Source organism: Paenibacillus phytohabitans, assembly GCF_013141775.1.
Classification (GTDB): Bacteria; Bacillota; Bacilli; order Paenibacillales; family Paenibacillaceae; genus Paenibacillus_AQ; species Paenibacillus_AQ phytohabitans.
This window is the reverse complement of sequence record NZ_WHOB01000059.1, coordinates 100,453-120,527: the sequence shown is the minus strand read 5'-3', so window position 1 is coordinate 120,527 and position 20,075 is coordinate 100,453. Positions and strand designations below refer to the sequence as shown.

Below are 20,075 nucleotides of genomic sequence, written 5' to 3'. Positions count from 1 at the left end.
ATGAGCAGGCGCAGGACATTATTCGTAAAAGGGGATGGAAACCGTGACCACCAAAATTGGAGTACTCGTGATGTCGTACGGCACGCCTGAAAGTCTGGAGGATGTGGAGGCGTATTACACGCATATCCGCAGAGGCAATGCACCTTCCGCTGAACAGCTGAAAGAGCTGAAGGACCGCTACGAAGCCATTGTAGGAGGCGTGTTCCCGCTCAGGGAGAATACAGACCGCCAGGTGGAGGCCCTGCAGGCCAAGCTGAACAGCGGGCAGATTCAGTATGTCTGCTACCAGGGGCTGAAGCATGCCAGACCTTTCATTGAAGATGGTGTGGAGGCGATGGTCCGGGATGGGATTACCCAGGCGATAGGCATTGTGCTGGCCCCTCATTACTCGGTGATGAGCGTTGGAACCTATATCAAGCGGGCCAAGGAAAAAGCGGATGCCTGCGGAATTAATATGGAATTTGTCGAGAGTTACCATATGCATCCGGAGCTAATCGATGTGCTTAGCCGCCGGGTGACTGCGAAGCTGGATGAATTCGAGGAAACCGGAGCAGCGAGGGATGAAGTACGTGTACTGTTCAGCGCACACAGCCTGCCGGAACGCATTCTGGCTATGGGCGATCCGTACCGTGACCAACTGCTGGAAACCTCCAAAGCCATTGCCGATCAGGCAGGTGTGGAGTCCTGGCAGTTCACCTGGCAGAGCGCGGGCAGAACTGCAGAGCCGTGGCTGGGTCCGGATATTCTGGATACGCTGCGTGAGCTGGCCGAAGCTCAGGTGAAATATGTGCTCTCCGCTCCCATAGGCTTCGTATCTGACCACTTAGAGGTCCTGTACGATCTGGATATTGAGGCACAGGCCTTGGCTTCAGAGCTGGATATGCGGCTGCTGCGGATTGATTCGTTGAACAGCGATCCGGCGTATATGTCTGTGCTTAGCGATGTGGTGCGTACGAAGGCCGGGCAGTTACAGGTGAAGCAATCATGAGCGGTTCACCGCGCAAGGTAGTAATTATCGGCGGAGGCCTCAGCGGCCTCAGTGCCGCTTACTACGTCCGCAAGTTTTACCGGGAAGCCGGGATTCAGCCGGAAATTATATTGATTGAGAAGGATAAATGCCTTGGCGGCAAAATCGAGACCCTGCACCGTGACGGCTTTGTCATTGAGAAAGGCCCGGACTCCTTCCTGGCCCGCAAAACAGCCATGGTTGATCTGGCCAGAGAGCTGGAGCTGGATCACGAGCTGGTGACCACGAATCCGAATGCCAAGAAGACTTACATATTGCAGCGAGGCAAGCTCCACCCGATGCCCGCAGGGCTTGTTCTGGGGATTCCTACGGAGCTAAGGCCGTTTCTGAAGAGCGGCCTCGTCTCCTTCGGCGGTAAAATGCGGGCGATGATGGATTTCGTACTTCCGCCGCGCCGCAGCTCCGAGGATGAATCACTCGGTGACCTGATCGAGCGGCGTCTGGGCACAGAGGTGCTGGAGAATATGACCGAGCCCCTGCTCGCCGGTATTTATGCCGGTGATATGCGCAAGATCAGCCTCCAGGCCACTTTTCCGCAGTTCGGCGAGGTCGAGCGCCAGTACGGCAGTCTGATCCGCGGGATGACGACCGGCAGGAAGCCGGCGGAGACCCATACCGGAACCAAAAAAAGCGCGTTCCTGACTTTCCGTCAGGGGCTGCAGAGCCTGGTGCATGCCCTGATCCATGATCTGCAGGATGCCCAGCAGCGGACCGGAACGGGAGCGGTGTCTATCAAAGTACGGAGTGGGGCGGGGATATCCGTTGAGGCCTCTGCTGCACCGCGCTATGAGGTGGAGCTGGACAACGGTGAACTGCTGCAAGCTGATGATATCTATGTAACCGTGCAGAATTTCGCTGCCGCAGAGCTGCTGCGTCCGCATGTGGATGTATCCGCGCTGGATGCTGTCAATTATGTGTCAGTGGCTAATGTGGTCATGGCGTTTAACAAGAAGGATATCGTTACCGAATATGACGGATCCGGATTCCTGGTCCCCCGCAAAGAGGGGCGTAACATCACGGCCTGTACCTGGACTTCTACGAAATGGCTGCATACCAGCCCGGATGATAAGGTACTGCTGCGCTGTTACGTCGGACGGTCGGGGGATGAACAGAATGTAGACCTGCCGGATGAGGCGCTGGCTGAACTGGTGCGCAAAGACCTGAAGGAAATTATGGGGATCACTGCAGCGCCGCTGTTCACAGAGATTACCCGGCTCAGGCATTCCATGCCGCAATATCCGGTAGGCCATCCCGGCCGGATCGCCGGCCTGCGAAGTGAGCTGGAGGAGAAGCTGCCGGGTGTGTATGCTTTTGGCGCCGGCTATGACGGCATCGGCATGCCGGACTGCATTAAGCAGGCGAAGCTTACGGCTGAGACTGCTGCAGCCCATTTAGAGAAGCTGCCGGAACCGGCGGCTGTAACGGTATAACGGAAGCGGTGGAGCGGAGCAGTGGCGCTTCACCCTTTTTTATTAGGGAATTTATAAAGTGCCGGAATAATCATTGAAGCCAAGGCCACGCTCCGCGGGGCGGGAAGACTATGGGTTACTTTGGAGCGACACGGAAGAGATATGCTATAATAGAAACACTTTAAGGGTAAAGGAGATTACCAGTACTCATGTATCCGCCGAGGTCACGCAGTAGACAGAGCAAGAAACATAGCAGCAAAAAGAGGCGCAGAACGGTCTGGGCATGGTTTAATGTAGTGTTGCTTCTGATGATAACCGGCCTGCTGGCCTATTCTTTCATGGATAACAAAGATAAGGAGAGTTCAGCTCCTCCGGTAGTAGTGACTGAGCCGTCACCTTCGTCTGAAGCTTCTGCAACAGCGGCAGCTCCTATGGAGGTGGCACCTACAGCAGAGGCTACATCCAGTCCGGAGCCAACACCAGAAGCAACACCGGAGACCACTGCGCTGCCTACGGAGACTGCGGAAGCCGTGATTACGCCTGTTCCTACAGTTAAGGAAGCGGCAACGGCTGAACCCCAAGCGACAACGGGCAATCCTGGCGGCCTGATATCAGGCTTGCCGGAGAACTCTTCCGGCGGTACGGTGAAGCTGAATTTTGCCGGAGATGTTATCTTTGCCGGTAAGGTAGCGGAGCTGCTGCAGAAGAAAGGGTACGATTATTCTTACAGTGCACTTGACGGAATGTTCAAAAAGGATGATCTGACCGTGGTCAACCTGGAGACGCCGATCACTACTGGCGGTGTAGGTGCCGCGAACAAGCAATTTGTATTCAAGGGTGCCCCCGAAGCGCTGGATGCACTGAAATCAGCTGGCGTAGATGCGGTCAATTTGGCTAATAACCACACGCTGGATCAGGGGGAAGAGGGCTTGCAGGATACCCTGAAGCACCTGAGCAAGCGGGGCATTCCCTATGTCGGAGCAGGAAAGAACAGCAAGGAAGCTTACTCTGCGCAGTATTTTGAGCGGCAGGGTATCAAAATAGCCTTGCTCGGGTTCACACGGGTGATGCCGGTGATCGAATGGAAGGCCGAAGCAGGCAAGCCGGGCCTCGCCTCTGTCTATGACAGCGCAGAAGCACTCAAGGCCATTGCCGCTGCCAAGCAACAAGCCGATCTTGTCGTAGTCGTTGTCCATTGGGGCAAGGAGCGGATGGAGCAATATGACAAGACCCAGCAGACGCTGGGGCATAGCTTTATCGATGCGGGAGCCGATCTGGTGATGGGCGGACATCCGCATGTGCTGCAGGGGATTGAGCCTTACAAAGGGAAATGGATTGCCTACAGCACAGGCAACTTTATCTTCACACGTTCCAGTCTTCCGGCAACCTGGGAGACGGCTGTATTCCAGGCGGAATGCAGCAAGGAGGGACAATGTTCCCTTAAGCTGAGTCCGATGGATGCTGAGCTGGGACAACCGGTGCCGATGAATGAGGCGGACGGACAGCTTTTGCTGCATAAGGTGGAATCCTTATCTTCCGGTCTGGTGAAGATCCGCAATGATGGTACCGTTGTGCAGTCGGCCCAATAAATCCTACTTCTGCTGGAGGTGCCAATGATGATGAATAACATGTGTGTCGCCCACCGCGGATTTTCCGGCAAAGCCCCCGAGAATACGCTGGCGGCCGTCCGGATGGCGATTGCCCTGCCTTTTGTGCGGTGGATGGAGATTGATGTGCAGCTGACGAAGGACGGCGTGCCTGTGGTCATCCATGATTATTCGTTGGACCGCACGACCAATGGACACGGCAAGGTGAAGAACATGGATTATGAACATATACGGCGTCTGGATGCGGGGAGCTGGAAAGGGCGTGCTTTTCGCGGAGAACGGGTGCCCTCCCTGGAAGAAGTGCTCAGCCTGGCTTCAGGCAGACTGCGGCTTAACATTGAGCTGAAGACCAGCGGGGAGATGTACCCTGGCCTTGAGCAAGCGGTCATCGATCTGGTGAATACCATGGGAATGCGCGAGGATGTGGTGCTGACCTCCTTCGACGCCGGTGTGCTGCAGCGGATTAAGGAGCTGGACCCGCGGTTCCGTACCGGTCTGATCTATGATTCCAGGTCCGGCGATCCGGCCAAAAAGCTGAATGAGCTGGGCTGCTCCTTCTTATCCATCAGCTCCGACCGGCTTAGCCCGGTTCTGGCGAAATCCCTGGCTGAACGGGGCGTGAAGATCATGGCCTGGACAGTGAATAAAGCTAAGGAGATGCGGCGCTTGTCCGCCATGCATTCGGATATCATGATCTGTACGAACCGCCCGGATATTTGGGGCGATATCTTTCTGCAGGCCTGACTTAGGATATAGACTAATCCATTTAAACGATCTATTCATTCTAATAATCTGAGAAGAAAGCGAGCTGAACGATCAATGAGTAGAGCGGTCAATAATGTGTACTGTGTGGGACGCAATTATAAATTACATGCGGAGGAACTCGGCAATCAGGTGCCGGCCGAGCCGCTGATCTTCCTGAAGCCGTCGCATGCTGCTGTTGCGCTTGATAAAGCGATCATCCATCTGCCCAAAGATGCGGGACTGATCCATTATGAAGGTGAGCTGGTGCTGCGTATTGCGCGTGATTACGTACCGGGGATGAGTGTGGAGGAATTGGTGGATGTGATGGCGCTGGGCCTCGACTTCACGCTCCGTGATGTGCATAATGATCTGCAGAAAAAAGGCCTGCCCTGGACACCGGCCAAGGGCTTCAAGAATGCGGCTCCGCTGACTCCCTACATTGCATTTCCGGAACAGGAGGAGCTGGAAGCAACGGATTTCACCGTCCGCAAGAACGGAATTGAGGTCCAGCGCGGGAACGTGCAGAACATGATTTTCTCGCTGCAAAAAATTGTTGAATTCATTGCCTCCCGCTACGGGCTCGGCAAGGATGATATCATCTTCACCGGAACTCCTGCTGGCGTGGGACCTGTAGTGCCCGGCGATTCGTTCGAGCTGTTCTGGGGCGATACGCTAATGGGCACCTGCCTGATCGGTTAGGGCGATGCTATCAGGACTTGAAGTGCTGCAATGGCTGATCGGGGCCTGCGGTGCGCTGCTGGTCGCCGGGGCCGCTTACTGGAAGCAGTCGCTGAGCCTCTCGGGCATGCTGGCGGCGATTGTGATGGGGACGATCTACTTTGGGGCAGGCAATGCCTTCTGGTTCGGCATTCTGCTGCTGTTCTTCATCTCCTCCAGCCTGCTGTCGAAGCTTCATCATGAGAATAAGGCCGAGCTTGAGGCCACCTATGATAAAACAGGGCGCCGGGATGCCGGCCAGGTCTTCGCCAACGGCGGACTTGGCATGCTGCTGGTGCTGCTTAACGCGATTTATCCGCTGGAAATCTGGGGCTTTCTGTTTATCGGAGTCATGGCTACCGTGACCTCCGATACATGGGCAACAGAGATTGGGACGCTCGCTAAGCGGCCTCCCCGGTCTGTACTGACCGGGAAGGTGCTGCAGGCGGGCACCTCCGGCGGCGTATCGCTCCCGGGCACGCTGGCCGCCGCTGCCGGGGGTGCGCTGATCGGCGCGGCCTCCTGGCTGCTGCGGGCAGCCTCCGGCATGCCGCCGCATTCTCTGCTTACGCTGGTGCTGGCGGGACTGCTGGGCGGACTTGCCGGAGCTTTTGCCGACTCGGTGCTGGGGGCAACCGTGCAGCGGATGAACCGCTGCGCGGTCTGCGGCCGCGAGGTGGAAGCCTCGATGCACTGCGGTAAGCCGACCGTGTACGCCCGGGGCTGGCGCTGGATGGACAATGATACTGTGAATGCTGTAAGTTCAATTATAGGCGGCGTGGTGGCCCTGCTGGCCAGCTACATAGGAGCGGGATAGGAGATAGGCGGGCCTTAGTTACGTTATCCGGCTACAATTTTATTATACAAGGTTGGGAGGTGAACCGTTGAGCAGCGCATCCGTACACAAACATGCAGCTATTCTGGATGCCGCTTACGAGCTTTTCGGTTCAGGCGGCTTCTACGAAACGAAGATGTCGGAAGTGGCAGAGCGGGCCGGAATTGCCAAGGGCACGGTCTATTTATATTTTAAAAGCAAAGAAGAGCTGTTCATGGCGGTAACCCGCCGGGATTGTGAAGGGTTCCTGGAGCAGCTTGAAGGCAAGCTGGGCACCTGCTCCAGACTGGCGGATAAGCTCTCCGTTATTGCCGAGCACCATCTGTTCTATTATTATGAACGCAAGCAGCATACGAAGCTGTTCTTCCGGGCACCCAATAATAATCCTGAGCTGGTAGACTATATGGCGCAGTTCATGGAAGCCTATATGCAGGCGGTAGTAAAGGTGCTGCTGGAAGGCGGGGCATCCGAGCCGGAATTGATGGCGCAGTCTTATATCGGTATGCTGGACCGTCTGAAGATGGATATCCTGTTTAACCCCGGCTTTGCGGAAGAAGATGCGGATAAGCGGGCAAAGTTTGCTGCGAACCTCTTCATCACAGGGGCGCTGGGCAGCTTGAATTCGGCACTCGGTGACCTTCCGTCTGAATAATCCTAAGAGATACTGCCAGACCTGGTTTATAAATATAAGGCAAGCGAGGACAACTGATGAATATTATGACCGTGGAACACCTCTCCAAGAGTTACGGGGAGAAAACATTATTCCTTGATGCATCCTTTGGCATGGACGACAGGGACAAGATTGGCGTCATTGGTGTCAACGGAACGGGTAAATCGACCTTTCTGAAGATTATCGCCGGGCTGGATACACCGGACGCCGGACAGATTGCCATCGGCAATGACGTGCGTGTGCAGTATCTGGCGCAGAATCCGCCGTATGAGCCTGGTAATACCGTGCTGCAGCAGGTGTTTGCCGGAGATGATCCGGAGCTGGCCACGATGCGGGAGTACATGGAGATTATGTCTCTGTTGGAGCAGAAGCCGGGTGATTCCGGGCTGGAAGCCAGACTTGTGCGGATCGGGCAGGCCATTGATGCCACCGGCTCCTGGCAGCTGGAGAGTGAAGCCAAGATTGTTCTGACCAAGCTTGGAATTACACAATTTGATGCCCTGATGGAGAACCTCTCCGGCGGCCAACGCAAGCGTGTAGCGCTTGCAGCAGCGCTGATCACGCCTTCAGAGCTGCTGATTCTGGATGAGCCTACCAACCATATCGATACGGATTCCGTAGCCTGGCTGGAGCAATATTTGCAGAAACGGCGCGGGGCGCTGCTGATGGTTACGCATGACCGTTATTTCCTGGAGCGCGTAGCCAGCGTAATGCTGGAGCTGGATGGAGGGAGCCTGTACCGCTATGAAGCGAACTACTCCCGCTTCCTGGAGCTGAAGGCTGACCGCGAAGAGCGCGAAGCCTCGGCGGAGCAGAAGCGCAAGAATCTGCTCCGCACCGAGCTGGCGTGGATCCGCCGGGGTGCCAAAGCACGATCCACGAAGCAGAAGGCGCGTATCGACCGCTTCGAGAAGCTGAAGGAGAGTACAGGCGGCGCTTCATCAGCCTCGATGGATATTTCCGTGGCCTCCACCAGGCTGGGCCGCAAAATCATCGAGATCCAGGATCTCACGAAATCCATGGACGGGCGGACCCTGATTAAGGACCTGACCTATATCGCGGTGCCACAGGACCGGGTGGGCATTGTCGGCAAGAACGGCAGCGGGAAGTCGACCCTGCTCAACCTGATCGCCGGACAGCTTACGCCGGACAGCGGCGAGGTTCAGCTGGGGACAACCGTGAAGCTCGGCTATTTCACCCAGGAGCATCAGGATATGGATCTCAGCATGCGCGCAATTGAGTATGTGAAGGAAGAAGCGGAAATCATCAAGACTGCCGATGGCAGTGTCATCACCGCCGGGCAGATGCTGGAACGGTTCCTTTTCCCGCCGGCGATGCAGTGGACCCCGATCTCCAAGCTGTCCGGCGGCGAGAAGAGACGCCTCTACCTGCTGCGCGTGCTTATGGGAGCGCCGAATGTACTGCTGCTGGATGAGCCGACGAATGATCTGGATATCGGAACGCTGGCCGTGCTGGAGGACTATCTGGATGAATTCCCCGGCGTAGTCTTTACCGTATCGCATGACCGTTACTTCCTGGACCGTACCATAGATAAGCTGATTGCCTTCGAGGACGGATCGATCCGGCTGCATGTCGGTGACTATAGTGAATACGAAGAATGGCTGGCAAAGAACGTACCTTCCGGCAGTGGGGGCTCAGGCAAGTCTGAAGGCGCTGGAGGCCGCAGTACTACTGCACCTGTAGAGCAGAGCGGGAATGCGCCAGCAGCCGCGCCGTCACGCGAGAAGCTGAAATTCACCTTCAAGGAGCAGAAGGAATACGAGGGCATCGACGAGGCCATCGAACAGGCCGAGCAGCATCTCGTAGATATCTCGGCACAGATGGAGGCGGCCTTTGCCGACTCCGGTAAGCTGCAGGAGCTAGTGGATAAGCAGCGGCAGGCCGAAGCGGAGTTGGAGCGCCTGATGGAGCGCTGGACGTATCTGAATGAGCTGGCGGAGAAGATCGCGGGTAAGGCGTGAGTTTTGCAGCGCTGCGGGGCTGGGTTGAGGTTGTGACAAACCTATCTCTGCTGCTCTCCTTCGTTGCGATATACAATCCTGCCCAAAATACAACATTTCCCTCATTTTATCGGCCCAAATCCCCGATTGTTGTATAAAAGGCAGGATTACAACTTTTTCAAGCGGCTTGGCAGGATTATTCTTGTATTTTGTACAACAATCCTCCTGAACAACTGGTTATTCATGAATCAAAGTTGCAAAACGTACAACATTTATGTCCGCGCTGCTGCTTCATAACTCTAAGAAGTTTCAATTTAGCCTGCAACGGATCAAGTGTGGGGAATTGACGATTGTCGTATCTCCGCCAGTCTCTCAGCAACTGGCCGGTAACTTGAAGGGTTGTTATCTAAAGAGCGGTTATATAGTTATTAATTTTCCCTGTCAGAGTTAAATCATAAGAAGGAGGACGCTGCCAGTGACAATTACAATTGAGGCTGCCATAGCGCTGCGGACCTCCGGACAAGCGGAGGAAGCGAGAGTCATGCTGCTTCAGCTGCTGTCAGCGGATGACAGCAATGCCGAGCTGTACTATCAGCTGGCCTGGACACATGATGTGCTCGGCATGGAACGCGAGGCCGTGTCCTATTATGAGCAGAGTCTTGCTCATGGTCTTCCGGATGAGGAGCAGAAGGCAGGCGCAATGCTGGGACTGGGAAGCACGTACCGGACGCTTGGGGCGTACTCACAGTCCCGGGAGCTACTGGAGCAAGGTGTGCTTGAATTTCCGCATCGTGCGGAGTTCAAAGCTTTCCTCGCCATGACACTGCATAATCTGGGTGCGCATGCAGAGGCGATGGAGCTGCTGCTTAAGCTGTTGTCCGAAACCTCTGCCGATGCAGGTATTCATAGTTACAGTAAGGCTATTATGTTCTATGCAGATAAGCTGGAGCAGGTATGGTGATATGAACGCGTAATAGGAAACCCGGCACCTGAAGTTCAGAGGCCGGGTTTCTTTTTGCGCTGTAGACGGAAATACAACATTAGATTTCCCCGGAATAGCTATGTACTATATAAGACGCACTAAAAAAATAACAAAAAGCGAAAGAAGCATAATCAGTCACCGGATATCCATCGCGAACAGCGGTAAACATCAAGAAATCTGGGGGCGGGCGGCGGCCGGAAGTCTAAAGGTTCACCGCAGTGACGACTAAGCTTCAAATCCAAATCCTAAGTGCGTCTTATATAGTAAATTTATGGTAGAATGTTCTTGTGTATATGTGCTTAAATATAGAATAATTGTGGCTTTAATCTATTGTTGCGGAGGCGTGAATGATGAACATACGGCTCAGAGATATAGGCTTAAGTGTTTTGTTTGTTTCTGCTGTTTTCTTCATCGGAAGGCCTGATGCGCCCAATGAAGCCAGTGAACATAATGAAGAGGCGCTCAAATATTACAATAATAGCTCTGCACCAGTTATAGCTCACCCTATTTCAACTGATAATAAGCTGTCCCGGAGGCATGAGGAAGCTTCAGAACAGAATCTGACTATAGCTGTAGTTGACTCTGGCAAAAGCCCCGTGCAGCTCATTCCGGTCTATAAGAACGGGGATACACCGCAAATTGAACTTGTGCCATCCCGGTAAATTTCAAAACATTACATTCTACTGTAGGATCAGTTGTTAATAAATCAAACCTGAGAGTGAAGCGGACTGAGTTTCCGTTATCTTATTCATTTAAGCCCGAAATGAGGCATAATCGGTCATATAAGGGCACTGAGTCCGCTTGGACAGCGAATCTGCTGGATCTGCCTCAAATAGCGGATTTTCAGTCCTCTTCACCCGGGAATTATTATTCTATAGTGAAAAAAGGTGTACGTGTCTCTCGCAGATACTTTCCTTAGTTCAGCTGATCTTATTCAGTTAACAGAAAGAGTGCTGTGCCAGTTATGAATAGAACTGGCACAGCACTCTTTGGTGTTATAGCATAGGTTTAAGCGCTGTGGCGAGCAGGAAGGTCAGTGCCCGGGTATAGCCCCCGGGGCCCCGGTTATTTCCAGCCCGCCACGGCAATCATCTGCACGACCGGCCGCGAGTCGCCGGTCAGCACCACCTCGTCAGCGTTCATCTGCGATGAACCGTCTCCGTCGAGGAAGATCCCTTCCCGTCCCTCGCCGGGGACGGCCCGCTGCACAGCGGTGCGGAACTCCGCCGCCGTGCAGAGCGAATTCGTGACGAGCAGCCACAGCTTGCCGGACTGGTCGTAGACCAGCCCGGAGCGCAGGCGCCGCTCGCCCTCAAAGGGAAGATGCTCTGCGGCCGCCGCAGCTGCCCACAGCTCTTCATGCTGCAGGTTCATGCTGATCCCGCCCTGCGCCCAGTAATTGCCGCGGTCACTTACCGCCAGGTCGCCGCCGGAGGCAACGACCTGTACGCTGAACGCTCCCGCGGCTCCATCCCACACCAGGGTTCCACGCTCGTACTTCGCGTTGAACCAGCCGGAGCCGTAGCCCTGCGGTGCGCCGTTCACCGGCACGTCGTTCATGATGGCGATGGACAGCAGGTCATCGCCATAGAAGAAGCCGCCATTGATCCCATAGGCGGCAATCTGTCGCAGCGGCTGCCCTGCGCGCCGCAGCACAATATCCTCCGGCTTCACCGCCATCATATGCAGTTGAATCTCGCCTGAACTCTCCGCATAGGTGTAACTATGAGGGAGGCCGTCAAAGACCTCATGCTCATCATCATCCGTCAGCCTAAGCGCAGCCAGGATGACCGCAAACAACACCAGCAGGACAACTGTGGTAACCACAATCCACCACCTGCGATGCCCCCGCAAACTCTGCAGCCATCCCCCAAACTCAAATCGCGCCGACACAAGCATCCCTCCGCAAACTCCGCAGCATGTCTAATAGCCTTCAAAGTCTCCATGATTCAGTCCGCACAGCCTAAGCTCTCCGCAAACTCTGCAGCCATTTCTCTAGTTCAGTGCGCCCCAACATAAGCGGCAAGCAGCTTAGCTGTATTCAGCACGGCCTGCTTGTGTGTACGCTCCATAGAGTGGGAGGCATGCACGCCCGGACCGATCAGCGCGGCCCGGATGTTGTTCCCGCCACGCAGCGCCGCTGAGGCATCGGAGCCATACTGCGGATAGATATCTACTGCAAAAGGAATGGCCAGCCCGTTCGCGAGCTCAATCAGCTTGCTGGTCATGGCATAGTCATAAGGTCCGGAGGAGTCTTTGGCACAGATGGAGACATCGGTCTCCTTGCAGCTCAGATCATCACCCATAGCGCCCATATCCACTGCGATCATCTCGTTAATTCCGCTTGGAATCCAGGCTGCACCGTGTCCGACTTCTTCGTAATTGGAGATCAATAGGGACAGGTTATGGAGCGGCTTCCAGCCTTCGCGCCGGATGCTCTCCAGGAGGCCGAAGATGGCCGCTACGCTGGCTTTGTCATCGAGATGACGGGACTTCACATAACCGCTTGGCGTCAATACCGCACGGGCGTCAAAAGAAATGAAATCACCCACAGCAATGCCCAGCTTTAGCACATCGTCTTTGGTCGAGACCATTTCGTCAATACGAATTTCCATGTTCTCTTCTACGCGTTTGAAATCGCGCGCATCGGCATACACATGCACGGAAGGGTGGCTGCTCAGGATTGTACCGGTGTAGGTTAATCCGCTGCGCGTATGAATCGTGCAGTACTCATTCTCGATACTCTGCATGCTGAATCCGCCGACAGAGGTTAAGCGCAGGGAGCCGTTTGGTTTAATGGAGCGGACCATGGCGCCCAGTGTATCTACATGGGCACTGATCCCGATGGTACGCGAAGGATCAAGTCCGGGAACAGTCAGGATCGCCCCGCCTTTCTCATTCCAGCTCAGCGGAATATTCAGTGCAGCCGCTTCTTCGGCCACAAGAGTCATCACCTGGGCGGTGAAGCCGCTGGGACTGGGGGTGTCGAGCAGTTTTTTGAGCAGGGTAAGGATATATTCTTCATTAGGCTGAATGTTAAGCAAGGGGTGTTCCTCCTATTCGGTGTATGGTTATACCTGGGCTGATCCTTCTGTAGAGAGGACATCATTAGGGACAGTCAGAGAATCCATGGCATTGCCTGCATCACGGAGCTTGGTCAGCTCTGCGTTCAAGCTTTTAATCTGCTTCTGCAGCTTATATTGGCGGAAAATCCCGTAGGAACCTACAACAACGCCGCCGATCAGCGCGCAGCCAAGAATGACCAGAATAAGCGGGATGCTGACAACGTCGAAGCCGAAATTAACCGGTACCGTATCCACGTTCATGACTGCGAAAACAGCGGTCAGCAGTGCAAAGAATAAACCTAATATAAGTGACCATTGAAATTTCATAGTACTTCCTCCTCGGGCCATATTGACAATACAAATCCCCTGCCCGCAAAGGGCAAGGGATTACTGTAATACTAAGCTTTCTGCCTTACTTGGTCAACTGTTCCATCTGTTCAATCACACTTTCAAAGACGCTCATTGCTTCGCGGATCGGTTCAGGTGAAGACATATCGACGCCGGCTTTGGTCAGGATATTAATGGAATAATCACTGCCGCCGCTCTTCAGGAAGCCCAGGTAACGGTCAACCGCCGGTTTGCCTTCCTCCAGAATCTGTTTGGCGAAGCTGGTCGCCGCCGAGAATCCGGTAGCATATTTGTAGACGTAGAAGCTGTTATAGAAATGCGGAATCCGCGCCCATTCCATCTCGATATCCTTATCCACGACCATATCCTTACCGTAATACTTCACATTCAGGTCGTAGTAGATTGCAGAGAGGTCCTGAGGAGTAAGCGATTCGCCTTCTTCAGCACGCTGGTGAATAATCTTCTCGAATTCGGCGAACATCGTTTGCCGGAACACGGTAGTGCGGAACTGGTCGGCATAATAGGTGAGCAGGTACATTTTTTCCTTCGGATCGGTCGACTTGTTCAGCAGATAGTCCATCAGCAGGGCTTCATTAGTGGTCGAAGCTACCTCTGCCAGGAAAATGGTGTACTGGGCATCCCGGTATTTAAGCGTCGTGTCTGAATAGTAGGAATGCAGGGCGTGGCCCATTTCATGCGCCAGTGTGAACATGCTGTTGAGGTTGTCATTATGATTCAGCAGCACGTAAGGGTGGGTGCCGTAAGCTCCCCAGCTGTATGCGCCGGTGCGTTTGTTCTCATTCTCATAAACGTCAATCCAGCTTTTGTCGTAGCCTTCCTGCAGCACGCTTAGGTAATCCTCGCCGAGCGGCTTAAGGCCTTCCTTAGTGATCTTCTTGGCTTCCTCAAAAGTAATATTCAGCTTGTATTCGTCCACGAGCGGAGCGAACAAATCGTACATATGTAACTCATCTACTCCAAGCAGCTTCTGGCGCAGCTTCATATAACGGTGCATCAGCGGCAGGCTCTCATGGATGGTGTCGATCAGATTAGTGTAGACTTCCTTCGGAATATTGTCACCGTAGAGGGACATTTCCAGCACGGAAGGGTATTTGCGCACGCGCGAGTAAAATACATTCTTGTTCACATTCGCACTAAGCGTAGCAGCGATGGTGTTCTTTTGCTTGCCGTAGGTCTCATAGACCGCTTTGAAGGCATTCTTGCGCACTTCACGGTCCGGGCTTTCCAGGAACTGAATGTAGCTTCCGTGGGTGAGCTCAACTTCCTCGCCATCTTCATTCTTGACCTTCGGGAATTTCAGATCCGCGTTGTTCAGCATGCCGAACACAGTCTGCGGAGCCTGGGCAAGAGTGCCCACCTGAGCGAGCAATGCTTCTTCCGCTTTGGAGAGGACATGCGCTTTCTCACGCTTCATTTCCGTTAAGGTGAAGGTGTAGTCAGAGAGAGAAGGATCGGCAATGAACTGGTCCAGTGTTTCGTTTGGCAGGGCCAGAATTTCCGGTGTGACAAAAGAAAGAGCTTCCCCGGCTTCAACGCCCAGCTTCTTGGCTTTTGAGGAGAGTGCCTGATACTTAGGAGCCGCCGTATCTTCATCCTGGCGCATGTGCGCATAGACATAGAGGCGTTCAGTCAGCAGAGACAACTTATCGTCCAGCTCGAAGCATTTCTTGAGGGCCTGCGGAGAATCAAGCTTGCCCTGGAAGTCAGAGGCGCTTGTGATTAGCTCCTTCACTTCCTTGTATTCGGCATCCCATTGTTCCTCTGAAGCAAACATATCTTCAAGCTTCCAGCGGTTCTCGGCGGGCACTTCACTTCTCTTGGGTAATTGTTCCATAGAAATAATCCTCCTCGGTTGATGGGATGCAGCAGACATAGTCTCGGCTTGCGGCACTGCTGCGGACACATTCCCCGGCAGCAGGCCGAGAACAAGCAGCAGCGGGAGGGATTTGGAAGTAAACGACATGACAGCAGCCTCCTGAATCTTAAAGTAGGCTTAGTATGTCCTGCCAAATCCTGATTATTAATCTTAAAGTTACTTGTAGTGAAATTATGCGAGCATGCTGTAAATAATGAAGACAAAAGCGAGTGCAATCATGATGACTGCAGTTAAGGCCATGCCGCGTTTCAGACGCGGCGGCATCTTGTCCTTGCTCATAACGAGCACGGCACCCAGACACAGAACGACAATTACATAGATTACAAGGTTCTCATTGTTCATTCCCGCTTATACCTGTTTGAAGGCAGCGATGATATTCTTGTACTCTTCTTCATTGTCTTTGTAGGACTCTTTGTTGAAGCGGTTGTTGACCCACTGCATCATGGCCGGACGGCTCATGAAGGTATGTGTTTCTTCTCCCCATTGATCGGAAATTTCACGGAGGATAATATAACGTCCCTGAACTTCCACTGTCATCATATTCCATTTGTCTGTTTTGTATATTTCATGTTTTTTGATCATTATCATTACCACCCTGGCGATTTTTGGCTTTTGGCTCAATGATAACGCACCGGAGAAGGGAAAAGCAAATTAAATCACGAATACAGGGAAAAGATGGATTGCTTTACAAGTATAGATGGAGTATAATGTAAGCATACGCCATATATGGCGGTATTTTTAGGAGGTTGTTCATTTGAAAGGTACAGTAAAATGGTTTAACGCAGAAAAGGGTTATGGTTTCCTTCAAGTAGAAGGCGGCGAAGATGTATTCGTTCACTTCTCAGCAATTCAAGGCGACGGTTTCAAGACTTTGGATGAAGGCCAAGCGGTTGAATTCGATGTTACGGACGGTAACCGTGGTCCACAAGCAGCGAACGTAGTTAAATTATAAGATACGGTCAGGCAGAGCTTCTGCCAGCCGCAATATATATATTTGATGCAACACGCATTTGCATGAGTAGCAACAAGCAACTTAAGCAGCACACAGTTCTCCCGGGAACTGTGTTTTTTTATTTCTTCTATAGAATTAAGAAAGCCATGCTGTTCCCGGGAAGGGATAGCATGGCTGATTTTATAATTGCAGGTATACGGAAGCGGATTATCATCATAGCCTGTCACAATACAATACTCAGAGCGGAGTCCTGGCTTTTCTCCGGAACGGCCGGTCGGGGCCTCCCCCCACATCCATCAGATGCTTGGACAGGAAGCCGATAAAAGCAAGAATCGAGAATCCGGTAGCCACCATATAGAATACAATCCGTCCGGCATCCTGATAGATCAGGCCGCCGAAGGTACCGCTAAGCAGACCGGCACCGCTGGACCATACAACCGTGAACAGTGCCATTCCCGTTGCCCGGAGATGATCCGGGATAATCCGCGTGATATAACGGACGGCGGTTACATAATAGATGCCGAAGGAGACGCTGTGCATAGCCTGAATGGCAACTACAGCTCCCGGCTCCTGAGCCAGTGACATGAACAGGAACCGCAAGGCAAACATCAGGCTTGCGAAAGCAAGCAGCGGCAGTTCCTTGAACTTGTCACCGTATTTGCTCAGCAGGAAGAAGATCGGGATCTCACTAAGAGCAGAAGCCAGCAATGCCCAGCCGATAATCTCATCCCCGGCATTCATTCCCTTGAGGCTGATGGTCAGAAAGGCTTCATTCATGCGGTAACCGATAGCGAGCAGGAAGACACAGCTGAAGAACCACAGCACTTCTTTTTGAAAAAGAATTTCTTTAAGTCCGCCGCCTTTAAGGGGTTTGCCGGAAGCGTCCCCGCTTACGGGTGCGGGAGCTGGCTCGCTGCGTTTCACATCCTTCAGTCCGAAGGTAATAAGCAGTGCGGTCACGACAATCACGATGCAAATGCCTACACTATATTCAGGACCAAGTGCTCTCAGCACATAACCGATCGTTAGGGCGAAGAACGAATACCCGAGCGAGCCGAATACACGGATTGCAATGAAGTTCCGGCCGTGACGCTGGGCAATTTTGATAGCCATGGTGTCCGCAAGCGGAAATACAGGGTAATAGAAGAAATAGAAAACGGACAAAATAAGCATAACACTCGAGAAATCTGCGGCTCTGGCGAGAATGATAGCGGTTACCAGCTGGCCTCCGAGCAGGAGAGCCATGATCTTCCGGACAGTGCCCAGACGGTCACTCATCATGCTCCAGAACAGATTGGAGAGAATGGAGATCAGCGGGCCGACAGAGTAGAGCAGACCCATCTGCGGGCTGCTGAAGCCCAGATGTGAATAGAATAAAGGGAAATAGGATACAACCAGCACACTGGTGCCGTATAGGGTGAACATAAAGGATCGCAGCCAGTTTTGATCGCTATATTGGCCGCCGCTCCGTCCTGCATACATGAACCTGCACTCCTCCGGATATGAAATAAGCCTAATCTCATACATTTAATGTCGAACGGGTAATAGTATAGCATAAAGCTGGTGAGGCAGGGGTTACGTGGAAAAACGTTTTTCTGAATCTTTCAAGGTTTTGCGAAAGTGATTTTGTTGTTTGTACAAATACGCTCTGCATATTATAATAATGATGATTTGGATAAGGAGACAACAATGTGGAGGCACTGTCATTGAATGAATTTGAGCAAGGCCGTTACCTTAGTCCGCGCGGTCCCATTGGACTGATGAACAGGGTCTACAAGTACGTGCTGCCGGAAGTGCGGGCATGCCTCGATTTCTGGCGCCAGGATGCAGAAGGGATTCCCGATCCCGAGCTCCGCAAGCAAGCGCTTGCCAGCATTGAAACGAAGCAGTTTCATTGCGAAGGCGGCGGTATTTATGCCGCCGGCAATTTGTCGATGAGACATATACTGATTCCGCTAATTGTTGCTTATCAGACGATCAGTGATTATTTGGACAACCTATGTGATCGCAGTACTTCGCTTGACCCTGCCGATTTCCGGCTGCTGCATCAATCCATGCTTGATGCTATTAACCCTGAGGCGGAGCCGGTGAATTACTACGCGCTGCGCAATGAACAGAATGACGGCGGATATTTGTACAGGCTGGTCCGCAAATGCCAGGAGATGACCTCTCAGCTTCCCGGATACGCAGCCGCCGCTGCTGAGATTCATGATCTGGCCGTATTGTACACCGATCTTCAGGTCTACAAGCACATTCGTCCAGAGCTCAGGGAAGCTGCCCTGAAGGAATGGTGGGAGAGAGAGGGCCATCGTGCACCTCATCTCGGGTGGAATGAGTTTGCAGCCGCAACCGGTTCAACCCTTGGCGTCTTTATGCTTTTTTTGGCCTCATGTGATCCCAAGCTGAGCCTGAACGCATCGGCTTCGATTCGTGCTGCTTATTTTCCGCATGTGTGCGGACTGCACATTATGCTGGATTATCTGATTGACCAGGACGAAGACCGGGCAGGCGGAGACCTCAATTTCTGCAATTATTATGATGACACTGATACTATGCTGAATCGGATCGCTTCCATCGTGGAGTGGGCCCGCAAGGATGTCCGGACTCTTCCCGAGACCTCAATGCATCGTATGGTCATCGAGGGGCTCTTGGCACTTTATTTATCCGATCCGAAAGTCAGCGAACAGCGGGAGGTTCGCTCTGTATCCAAACGGCTGATGAGAAAAAGCCCGCTGACCCGGCTATTCTTCTTCGTTAACAGCCGCTGGATACGCAAACACATGTATTAGTCGCACTAGATGCTGCCGGGGCTCTTTCCGACACGGAGGACATCCGGCGCAAATTTAAGGAGGAACAAACAGAATGGCAAACGTAAAAAAAATCGCAGTACTAACCAGTGGAGGAGATTCACAGGGCATGAACGCCGCTGTACGTGCGGTTGTCCGCAGTGCGATCTACTTCGGAATTGAAGTGTTCGGCATTCAGCGCGGATATCAGGGTCTGCTCAACCGTGATATTTTCCCGATGGATCTGCGCAGTGTGGGTGACATTATCCAGCGCGGAGGTACCATTCTGCAATCTGCACGCTGTCTGGAGTTCCTGAAGCCTGAAGGCCAGCAGAGAGGTGCTGACATTCTTAATGAAATGGGCATTGACGGCCTAGTAGTCATTGGCGGTGACGGTTCTTACAAAGGAGCCAACAAGCTCAGCAAGCTGGGTATTAACACCATGGCTCTGCCGGGTACCATCGATAATGATATTTCCTTCACTGATTACACGATTGGCTTCGATACAGCCGTTGGCGTTGTAGTGGATGCGATTAATAAGCTGCGTGACACCATGTCTTCCCATGAGCGTTCTTCGATCGTGGAAGTTATGGGCCGCCATTGCGGAGACATCGCGCTGCATGCAGGTCTTGCCTCCGGTGCAGAAACGATTCTTGTACCTGAAATGCCGTATGACCTGAATGAAGTAGCGGACCGGATGAAGGACAATTTTGCCCGCGGCAAACGCCACAGTATTGTAATTGTTGCTGAAGGCGTAGGCAAAGGCGAAGATGTGGCACAGGCGCTCAAGGACCGCCATGCTTCTCTGGATGCCCGCGTAACGGTTCTTGGACATATCCAGCGCGGAGGTACACCTACTCCTGGTGACCGCAACCTGGCCAGCCGTCTGGGTGACTTCGCAGTCCGCAAGCTGATTGAAGGCGAATCGGACAAAGCATGCGGAATTATCAAGGGTGAACTGACTCTTACTGATATCGATACCGTAGTTAACACGAAGAAAGACTTCGACACGGATCTGTATGAATTGGCTTCCCGGTTGTCCCAATAGAAACAGCGAACTATTATTTAATATGTT

20 protein-coding genes are annotated in these 20,075 nt (G+C 53.0%); 13 read left to right on the top strand and 7 right to left on the bottom strand.

What is annotated here, in order from left to right; genetic code table 11:
• The first annotated feature begins 34 nt into the window (after positions 1-34).
• The 10 genes from hemH to GC101_RS18630 all read left to right on the top strand — a co-directional run bounded on the left by hemH (position 35) and on the right by GC101_RS18630 (position 10,614).
• Positions 35-988, top strand: a complete 954-nt coding sequence (hemH, locus tag GC101_RS18675) for a ferrochelatase (RefSeq protein ID WP_042135693.1) — start codon at positions 35-37, stop codon at positions 986-988.
• Positions 985-2,457: a protoporphyrinogen oxidase gene (hemG, locus tag GC101_RS18670; protein ID WP_171718451.1), complete on the top strand. Its 1,473-nt coding sequence runs from the start codon at positions 985-987 to the stop codon at positions 2,455-2,457. The genes hemH and hemG overlap by 4 nt, the downstream gene beginning before the upstream one ends.
• A 188-nt stretch (positions 2,458-2,645) precedes the next feature.
• Positions 2,646-4,025 carry a CapA family protein gene (locus tag GC101_RS18665; protein ID WP_171718450.1) on the top strand — a complete coding sequence of 460 codons (1,380 nt, stop codon included), beginning with the start codon at positions 2,646-2,648 and terminating at the stop codon, positions 4,023-4,025.
• A gap of 30 nt (positions 4,026-4,055) precedes the next feature.
• Positions 4,056-4,787: a glycerophosphodiester phosphodiesterase gene (locus GC101_RS18660; protein WP_171718670.1), complete on the top strand. Its 732-nt coding sequence runs from the start codon at positions 4,056-4,058 to the stop codon at positions 4,785-4,787.
• Positions 4,788-4,862: 75 nt separating this feature from the next.
• Positions 4,863-5,486 carry a fumarylacetoacetate hydrolase family protein gene (locus GC101_RS18655; protein ID WP_039310261.1) on the top strand — a complete coding sequence of 208 codons (624 nt, stop codon included), beginning with the start codon at positions 4,863-4,865 and terminating at the stop codon, positions 5,484-5,486.
• A gap of 25 nt (positions 5,487-5,511) precedes the next feature.
• Positions 5,512-6,321 carry a DUF92 domain-containing protein gene (locus GC101_RS18650; RefSeq protein WP_171718669.1) on the top strand — a complete coding sequence of 270 codons (810 nt, stop codon included), beginning with the start codon at positions 5,512-5,514 and terminating at the stop codon, positions 6,319-6,321.
• 67 nt (positions 6,322-6,388) lie between these two features.
• The gene (locus tag GC101_RS18645) at positions 6,389-6,991 is read left to right on the top strand and encodes a TetR/AcrR family transcriptional regulator (protein WP_171718449.1); all 603 of its coding nucleotides are present in this window, start codon (positions 6,389-6,391) and stop codon (positions 6,989-6,991) included.
• A 56-nt stretch (positions 6,992-7,047) separates the two neighbouring features.
• Complete coding sequence (locus tag GC101_RS18640) at positions 7,048-8,991, top strand: ABC-F family ATP-binding cassette domain-containing protein (RefSeq protein WP_171718448.1); 1,944 nt, start codon at positions 7,048-7,050, stop codon at positions 8,989-8,991.
• Positions 8,992-9,445: 454 nt separating this feature from the next.
• Complete coding sequence (locus GC101_RS18635) at positions 9,446-9,931, top strand: tetratricopeptide repeat protein (RefSeq protein WP_342423458.1); 486 nt, start codon at positions 9,446-9,448, stop codon at positions 9,929-9,931.
• A gap of 368 nt (positions 9,932-10,299) precedes the next feature.
• Positions 10,300-10,614 (top strand): hypothetical protein, encoded by a 315-nt coding sequence (locus GC101_RS18630; protein WP_171718447.1) that lies wholly within the window; start codon positions 10,300-10,302, stop codon positions 10,612-10,614.
• Positions 10,615-11,017: 403 nt separating this feature from the next.
• On the opposite strand, the gene GC101_RS18625 is transcribed toward GC101_RS18630, so the two are convergent.
• The 6 genes from GC101_RS18625 to GC101_RS18600 all read right to left on the bottom strand — a co-directional run bounded on the left by GC101_RS18625 (position 11,018) and on the right by GC101_RS18600 (position 15,844).
• On the bottom strand, positions 11,018-11,779 hold the full coding sequence (locus GC101_RS18625) for a hypothetical protein (RefSeq protein ID WP_343049754.1): 762 nt from the start codon (positions 11,777-11,779) through the stop codon (positions 11,018-11,020).
• 173 nt (positions 11,780-11,952) lie between these two features.
• Positions 11,953-12,996, bottom strand: coding sequence for a M42 family metallopeptidase (locus GC101_RS18620; protein WP_171718446.1), 1,044 nt, complete (start codon positions 12,994-12,996; stop codon positions 11,953-11,955).
• A gap of 27 nt (positions 12,997-13,023) precedes the next feature.
• A complete protein-coding gene (locus tag GC101_RS18615; RefSeq protein WP_171718445.1) occupies positions 13,024-13,344 on the bottom strand; it encodes a LapA family protein in 321 nt (106 codons plus the stop codon).
• A gap of 85 nt (positions 13,345-13,429) precedes the next feature.
• On the bottom strand, positions 13,430-15,220 hold the full coding sequence (gene pepF, locus GC101_RS18610; protein WP_042141004.1) for an oligoendopeptidase F: 1,791 nt from the start codon (positions 15,218-15,220) through the stop codon (positions 13,430-13,432).
• Between the two features lie 213 nt (positions 15,221-15,433).
• Complete coding sequence (locus tag GC101_RS18605) at positions 15,434-15,604, bottom strand: hypothetical protein (protein ID WP_042212004.1); 171 nt, start codon at positions 15,602-15,604, stop codon at positions 15,434-15,436.
• Positions 15,605-15,610: 6 nt separating this feature from the next.
• A complete protein-coding gene (locus GC101_RS18600; RefSeq protein ID WP_036702226.1) occupies positions 15,611-15,844 on the bottom strand; it encodes a hypothetical protein in 234 nt (77 codons plus the stop codon).
• A 172-nt stretch (positions 15,845-16,016) separates the two neighbouring features.
• Here GC101_RS18600 and GC101_RS18595 point away from each other — a divergent pair, with 172 nt between their 5' ends.
• Positions 16,017-16,214 (top strand): cold shock domain-containing protein, encoded by a 198-nt coding sequence (locus GC101_RS18595; RefSeq protein ID WP_036725228.1) that lies wholly within the window; start codon positions 16,017-16,019, stop codon positions 16,212-16,214.
• A 237-nt stretch (positions 16,215-16,451) separates the two neighbouring features.
• On the opposite strand, the gene GC101_RS18590 is transcribed toward GC101_RS18595, so the two are convergent.
• Complete coding sequence (locus GC101_RS18590) at positions 16,452-17,696, bottom strand: MFS transporter (protein ID WP_171718444.1); 1,245 nt, start codon at positions 17,694-17,696, stop codon at positions 16,452-16,454.
• Between the two features lie 224 nt (positions 17,697-17,920).
• Between GC101_RS18590 and GC101_RS18585 the strand changes: the two genes are divergently transcribed.
• Both GC101_RS18585 and pfkA read left to right on the top strand, forming a co-directional pair.
• Positions 17,921-19,003: a tetraprenyl-beta-curcumene synthase family protein gene (locus tag GC101_RS18585; protein ID WP_039299802.1), complete on the top strand. Its 1,083-nt coding sequence runs from the start codon at positions 17,921-17,923 to the stop codon at positions 19,001-19,003.
• A gap of 73 nt (positions 19,004-19,076) precedes the next feature.
• Positions 19,077-20,048, top strand: a complete 972-nt coding sequence (pfkA, locus tag GC101_RS18580; protein WP_042212012.1) for a 6-phosphofructokinase — start codon at positions 19,077-19,079, stop codon at positions 20,046-20,048.
• Positions 20,049-20,075 lie beyond the last annotated feature (27 nt).